5 protein-coding genes and 1 pseudogene are annotated in these 6,000 nt (G+C 73.5%); 1 reads left to right on the forward strand and 5 read right to left on the reverse strand.

Features of this window, described 5'->3' with window-relative positions:
- Nucleotides 1-128 precede the first annotated feature (128 nt).
- From ABD106_RS12030 to ABD106_RS12045, 4 genes are read right to left on the reverse strand one after another with little or no spacing between them, the layout of a single operon-like run.
- Complete coding sequence (locus tag ABD106_RS12030) at nucleotides 129-701, reverse strand: GNAT family N-acetyltransferase (protein ID WP_343920654.1); 573 nt, start codon at nucleotides 699-701, stop codon at nucleotides 129-131.
- On the reverse strand, nucleotides 698-1,693 hold the full coding sequence (gene trpS / locus ABD106_RS12035) for a tryptophan--tRNA ligase (protein ID WP_343920656.1): 996 nt from the start codon (nucleotides 1,691-1,693) through the stop codon (nucleotides 698-700). Before trpS ends, ABD106_RS12030 begins: the two co-directional genes overlap by 4 nt.
- A gap of 20 nt (nucleotides 1,694-1,713) precedes the next feature.
- Nucleotides 1,714-2,544: an exodeoxyribonuclease III gene (locus ABD106_RS12040; RefSeq protein ID WP_343920658.1), complete on the reverse strand. Its 831-nt coding sequence runs from the start codon at nucleotides 2,542-2,544 to the stop codon at nucleotides 1,714-1,716.
- Nucleotides 2,545-2,585: 41 nt separating this feature from the next.
- The gene (locus ABD106_RS12045) at nucleotides 2,586-3,548 is read right to left on the reverse strand and encodes a YihY/virulence factor BrkB family protein (protein ID WP_343920660.1); all 963 of its coding nucleotides are present in this window, start codon (nucleotides 3,546-3,548) and stop codon (nucleotides 2,586-2,588) included.
- A gap of 77 nt (nucleotides 3,549-3,625) precedes the next feature.
- On the opposite strand from ABD106_RS12045, the gene ptsP reads away from it, so the two are divergent.
- Nucleotides 3,626-5,284, forward strand: coding sequence for a phosphoenolpyruvate--protein phosphotransferase (gene ptsP / locus ABD106_RS12050; RefSeq protein WP_343920662.1), 1,659 nt, complete (start codon nucleotides 3,626-3,628; stop codon nucleotides 5,282-5,284).
- Nucleotides 5,285-5,397: 113 nt separating this feature from the next.
- On the opposite strand, the pseudogene ABD106_RS12055 reads toward ptsP, so the two are convergent.
- Nucleotides 5,398-6,000: pseudogene (locus ABD106_RS12055) on the reverse strand (ABC transporter); the annotation flags it as partial.

Here is a 6,000-nt window from a genome sequence, read left to right on the forward strand (position 1 = left end):
GGGTGGTCACGACACGCCGCACGATGAGGGCGCCCGACGGCGTGTCGTGACCACCCCGCGCAGCCGAGGCGGCGTGTCGTGACCACCCCCGGCGGGGCGAGGCTGGGTGGGGCTGGGCGAGGGGGAGGTCAGTCGAGCGGCGGCCAGGGGCTCGCGCCGGCGGGCATGCCGCCCGCGACGCGCACCGCGAGGTGCTCGAGGCCTCGCCCGCCGTCCCGGCCCTCGGCCTCGCGCGTCCCGAGGTAGGAGAACCCGGCGGCCTTCGCGACGCGCATCGACGCCACGTTCCCGTCCCAGCAGCGCCAGTGCACCTCGGGCCACGTGAGGCATCCCTCGGCGTGCCCGACGAGCGTGCGCAGCGCATCCGCCATGAGCCCCTTGCCGCGCGCGTCGGGGTGCAGCCAGTAGCCGACCTCGACCTTCTCGGAGCGCAGGCCCACGACGCCCGCGATCGGCCCGCGCAGCGACTCGCGGATCGCCCACACGCGCTCGTCGTGCTCGCCCCGCCACCCGGCGGGCGCGAACTCGCGCACGAAGCCCTCCGCATCGGCGCGGGAGTACGGCCACGGGGTGTCGAGGTAGCGACGCGCGTCGTCGGCGGAGCACGCCTCCACGACGCGGTCGATGTCGTCCTCGCGCAGCGCCGTCAGCATGACCTTGCCGCCCAGCACGGGCAGCGAGGGTCCGGCGAGCGCGGTCATCGCAGCCCCATCGCCTCCATCGTGCGCCGGAGCGTCGCGTCGGCGACCTCGGCGGCCCGCTCGGCGTTCGCCGCGAGCAGCCGGTCGAGCTCGGCCGGGTCGTCGAGCAGCTCGAGCGTGCGCTCGCGCACCGGTGCGAGCTCGGCGACGACGGCATCGGCGACGGCGGTCTTGAAGACGCCGTAGCCCTGCCCCGCGAACTCCGTCTCGAGCTCGGCGACCGGTCGATCCGTCATCGCCGAGAGGATGTCGAGCAGGTTCGTGACGCCGGGCTTCTCGGCGCGGTCGGCGCGGATCGAGCCCTCGGTGTCGGTGACGGCGGAGCGGAACTTCTTCGCCGTCCTCGCCGGCTCGTCGAGCAGCCAGACGACGCCCTTGTCGTTGTCGGCCGACTTCGACATCTTCGCCTCGGGCGACTGCAGGTCGTAGATGCGCGCGCCGCCGGCGAGGATGACGGGCTTCGGCACGACGAACGTCTTCCCGAACCGCTTGTTGAAGCGCTCCGCGAGATCGCGCGTGAGCTCGACGTGCTGCTTCTGGTCGTCGCCGACCGGCACGACCTCGGTGTCGTAGAGCAGGATGTCCGCGGCCATGAGGATGGGGTAGGTGAAGAGCCCGACGGACGCGGCCTCCTGCCCGCCCTTCGCCGTCTTGTCCTTGAACTGCGTCATCCGGCTCGCCTCGCCGAAGCCCGTGATGGTCGACAGCAGCCACTGCAGCTGCGCGTGCGCCGCGACGTGCGACTGCACGTACAGGCACGAGGCCGACGGGTCGATGCCGCCCGCGATGTACTGCGCCGCGAGCGTCCGCACCTGCTCGCGCAGCACGCCGGGCGCTTGCGGCACGGTGATCGCGTGCAGGTCGACGATCGAGAAGAACGCCTCGTTGTCGCTCTGCATCCTGCGCCACTGCTGCAGCGCGCCGATGTAGTTGCCGAGGTGGAGCGAGCCCGAGGAGGGCTGCATCCCGGAGTAGAGCCGGGGCTTGGTCATGGTGCTTCCCGTCTGAGTGATCACAGGTCGTAGTCGACGATGACGGGCGCGTGGTCGGACCATCGGGTGTCCCACGCGCTCGCTCGATCGATGCGGTAGTCGCGGGCGACCGCCGCGAGGGCGGGGGAGGCCATGTGGTAGTCGATGCGCCAGCCGGTGTCGGTGTCGAAGGCCTTGCCGCGCTGCGACCACCACGTGTAGGGACCCTCGGTGTCGGGATGCGCGGCGCGGCCGACGTCGACCCATCCGTGACCGCGACCGCGCTTGCCGTCGACGCCCGTCACCATGCCGGTGCCGAGGAACCGGTCGAGGTAGCTGCGCTCCTCCGGCAGGAAGCCGGCGTTCTTCTGGTTGCCCTTCCAGTTCTTGATGTCGAGGGGCGTGTGGCCGACGTTGAAGTCGCCCATCACGACGGCATGGTCGGCGTGCGCGCGCAGCTGCGGCAGGCGCTTGGCCATCGAGTCGAGGAAGCGGTACTTGTCGTCCTGCTTCTGGCTGCCGACCTCGCCACCGGAGTGCACGTAGGCCGACACGACCGTGAGCAGCGTCTCGCCGACGAGGAAGTCAGCCTCGAGCCAGCGGCCCTTCGTGTCGAAGGTCTTCAGGCCGATGTCGGTGCGGTGCTCGATCGACGGCTCCCGCGAGAGCACCGCGACGCCCGCGCGGCCCTTCGCCGTCGCCGGGTCGTGCAGCACGTGCCAGCCCGGCGCGAGCGGCAGCAGGTCCTCGTCGAGCGCGCGCACCTCCTGCAGGGCGACGATGTCGAAGCCGCCGGCCTCGAGCCACTCGCCCATGCCCTTGCGGAACGCGGCGCGCACGCCGTTGACGTTGACGGAGGCGATGCGGACCATGCGCTCGAGCCTACCGACGCTCGCGGACGTCTCCGCGCGGCTCAGCGTCCCCTCGCGAGCCGCTTGTGCAGCTTGACCCGGTCGTCGCCCGCGCCTCGGCCGGCGCGCACCTCCGCGAGCAGCTCCTTCGCGCGCTCCGGGGTGAGGGTCGCGTCGAGCCCGCCCATCTCGACGAGGCGCGTGTAGGCGCGCCCGGTGTCCGTCACGGCGACGAACGCGAGCGCGATGAGCACGATCTGCATGATGAAGCCGAGCCAGATGAGGATGACCACGGGCGCGGCGATGCCCGCGAGCAGCGGGTTGTTCTCGACGCCGCGGAACAGCAGCGTCGCGAGCAGCTTCAGCACGACGAACGCCATCGCGCACACGGCGGCCGCGGGCACGATGAGCCTCGCGGGTAGGCGCAAGCGGCCGCCGAAGCGGTAGAGCAGCAGCACGACCGAGGTGTCGAGCAGCAGCTGCACGACGAAGCCGACCACCTGACCTGCCCACCCGAGCCCGAGCGCGTCGGCGAGCGCTTGCGAGACCACGAGGATGCCCGAGGAGACGACCACGAGCAGGCCGATGCCGATCGCGACCGCGAGGTCGCCGAGCTTGAGCAGGAAGAAGTTCGACGGCGGGGCGCCGAGGTCGAACATCGCGCGGAAGCCCTCGCGGCTCACCGCGATCCACGCGATCGCGGTCACGAGGATGGCGGCCGCGGCGAAGATGCCCGCCCAGCCGACGATGCTCGACTGCGTGAGCTGCTCGACGTCGAGCGCGCCGTTGTCGCCGATGAGCCCCGGGATCGCCGAGGCGATCGACCCGATGACGGCATTCCGCAGCTCGACGTTGCCGCCGAGCACCGCCATGAAGACGGCGAAGGCGACGAAGAGGGCCGCGAAGAGCGACAGGAACGCCTGCAGGGTCATGCCCTGCGCGAGCACGGGGCCGCGCTGCTCGAGGTAGCGGAACCACGCCCGCGCCGGCCAGGACCGCATGAGCCGTTCGACGAGCTTCCCCATGCGGTCTCCCCTTGCGATCGCGAGGCGGCAGCTGGGCGATGCTGGCCCGGCTCAGGCGCCCAGCGTAGTGTTGCCGCATGAGTGCGCTCGCAGGGGTCGGAGTCGGTCGGGGCATCGCTGCCGCGAAGGTGCTGAGGATGCCGGAGCCGCTCGCGCCGCCCAGCGACGAGCCGCTCGCGGCCGACGTCGACGCGGAGCACGAGCGCGTGCGCGTCGCGCTCGCGGCGGTCGCCGACGAGCTCGGTGCGCGCGCCGCCGCTGCCGGCGGCGACGCGCAGCAGGTGCTCGAGGCGGCGGCGCTCATGGCGCAGGACCCGGCGATCCTCGACGACGTGCGCACGCGGCTCGAGAGCGGCGTGAACGCCGAGCTCGCGACGTGGGGCGCGTACGCCGCGTTCCGCGAGATGCTCACGGCGATGGGCGGCTACATGGCCGAGCGCGCGACCGACCTCGACGACGTCGCGCAGCGCGTCGTCGCCCGGCTGCGCGGCGTCGCCGCGCCCGGCGTGCCGCAGTCGGACGAGCCGTTCATCCTCGTCGCGCGCGACCTCGCCCCCGCAGACACGGCGACGCTCGACCTTGAGAAGACGCTGGCGCTCATCACCGAGGACGGCGGGCCGACGAGCCACACGGCCATCCTCGCCCGCTCGAAGTCGCTGCCGGCCGTCGTCGGCGTCGTGGGCCTGCTCGCCGCGGTCGAGGACGGCCAGCGCGTGATCGTCGACGCGCGAGCCGGGACCGTCGAGCTCGATCCCGACGACGCTGCCGTCGCCGCCGCCGACGTCGAGCGCACCGCGCGCCAGTCCGCGGCATCCGCCCCCATCACGCCGGGCGCGCTCGCCGACGGCCACCGCGTGCCGCTCATGGCCAACGTGGGCTCGCCGAAGGACGCGGCGAAGGCCGTCGAGCTCGGCGCCGAGGGCGTCGGGCTCTTCCGCACCGAGTTCCTCTTCCTCGACTCCGACACCGCGCCGACGGTCGAGCAGCAGACCGCGTCGTACACCGAGCTGCTCGCCGCGTTCCCCGGCAAGCGCGTCGTGGCGCGCGTGCTCGACGCGGGTGCCGACAAGCCGCTGTCGTTCCTCAACGACGCGCACGAGGAGAACCCGGCGCTCGGGCTGCGCGGCATCCGCGCCCTGCGGGCGAGCGAGCACATCCTGCGCGACCAGCTCACCGCCCTCGCGAACGCGCAGGCCGCGACCGACGCGCAGCTCTCCGTGATGGCGCCGATGATCGCCGACGTCGATGAGACCGAGTACTTCGTCGCGCTCGGGCGGGAGCTCGGGCTCGAGGTCGTGGGCGCGATGGCGGAGGTGCCGTCGATCGCGGTGCTCGCCGACCAGGTGCTCGAGGTCGCCGACTTCGTCTCGATCGGCACGAACGACCTGACCCAGTACACGCTCGCCGCCGACCGGCAGCTCGGCTCGGTCGCGGCGCTGCAGGACCCGTGGCACCCGGCGGTGCTGCGGCTCATCAAGATGCTCGGGGATGCGGGCGGGCGCGCGGGGAAGGGCGTGGGCGTCTGCGGCGAGGCCGCCGCCGACCCGGCGCTCGCCGTCGTGCTCGTCGGGCTCGGCGCGACGTCGCTGTCGATGAGCGCCTCGGCGCTCGCCGACGTGCGCGCCGAGCTGCTGACCGTCACGCTCGACGAGGCGCGGGAGCGCGCCGAGCGCGCGCTGGGCGCCCGCTCGGCGACCGAGGCGCGCCAGCTCGCGGCGGGCAGCTCCGCCGACTGAGGCGCGCGACGCTCGTCACGGCGAGAGGTCGCGCGCGTTCGCAGCCGCCCGGATCGCCTCCGCCGGTGGCGGTCGCCCGGGATCGCCTCGTCTCGTGAAGGGGCGGTGACCGGTCAGCGCTTGCGGCCGGCCGCGCGCGCCACGGCGACCGCGAACTCGCGCGCCCGCTCGCGCTCGCCCTCGATCGGCAGCACCACGACCTGCTGCGCGACCGCATGCACCTGCTTCCGCAGCCGACGGTCGGCGCGAGCGCGACGGGCGGCGCCGATCGCGCCGCTGAGGAGCGCGCCGATGAGGCCGAGCACGATGCCGAGCAGCACGCCGCCGAGGAGCCCGACGAGCGGGATCGGCCAGCCGTCGAGCCAGGTCTGCGTGCCCTCGACCTGCGGGATGCCGGGCGCCACCATGCCCCACAGCGGCAGCAGGAGCGGCAGCAGCAGCCACACGCCGCTGATGACGGCGGCGATGAGCGCGAGCCACTGGATCGCGGCGAGCAGCGGCCACCACCACGATCCGCGCGCCCCGAGGTCGGTGCGAGCGACGGCTCGGTCGAGCTCGGACGGCAGCGACTCGAGCGCATCCGCCGCGAGCTCGTGGATCGCCGCCGACCAGCCCTCGCCGAGCCCGGCCGCAGCGGTGTCGGCGTAGGCGCGCACGGCGGTGCCGGCCTGCGCGCGCTGCGCCGCGGTCATGGGCGGCAGGCTCGTCCGGTGCAC

Origin of the sequence: Agrococcus citreus (assembly GCF_039527715.1) — a bacterium.
GTDB lineage: Bacteria > Actinomycetota > Actinomycetes > Actinomycetales > Microbacteriaceae > Agrococcus > Agrococcus citreus.

Excerpts from the sequence above, each read along its gene's own strand:
- ABD106_RS12040 (WP_343920658.1), bottom strand. The coding sequence starts at position 2,544 with ATGGTCCGCATCGCCTCCGTCAACGTCAACGGCGTGCGCGCCGCGTTC.
- ABD106_RS12045 (WP_343920660.1), bottom strand. The coding sequence starts at position 3,548 with ATGGGGAAGCTCGTCGAACGGCTCATGCGGTCCTGGCCGGCGCGGGCG.
- ABD106_RS12030 (WP_343920654.1), bottom strand. The coding sequence starts at position 701 with ATGACCGCGCTCGCCGGACCCTCGCTGCCCGTGCTGGGCGGCAAGGTC.
- trpS (WP_343920656.1), bottom strand. The coding sequence starts at position 1,693 with ATGACCAAGCCCCGGCTCTACTCCGGGATGCAGCCCTCCTCGGGCTCG.
- ptsP (WP_343920662.1), top strand. The coding sequence starts at position 3,626 with ATGAGTGCGCTCGCAGGGGTCGGAGTCGGTCGGGGCATCGCTGCCGCG.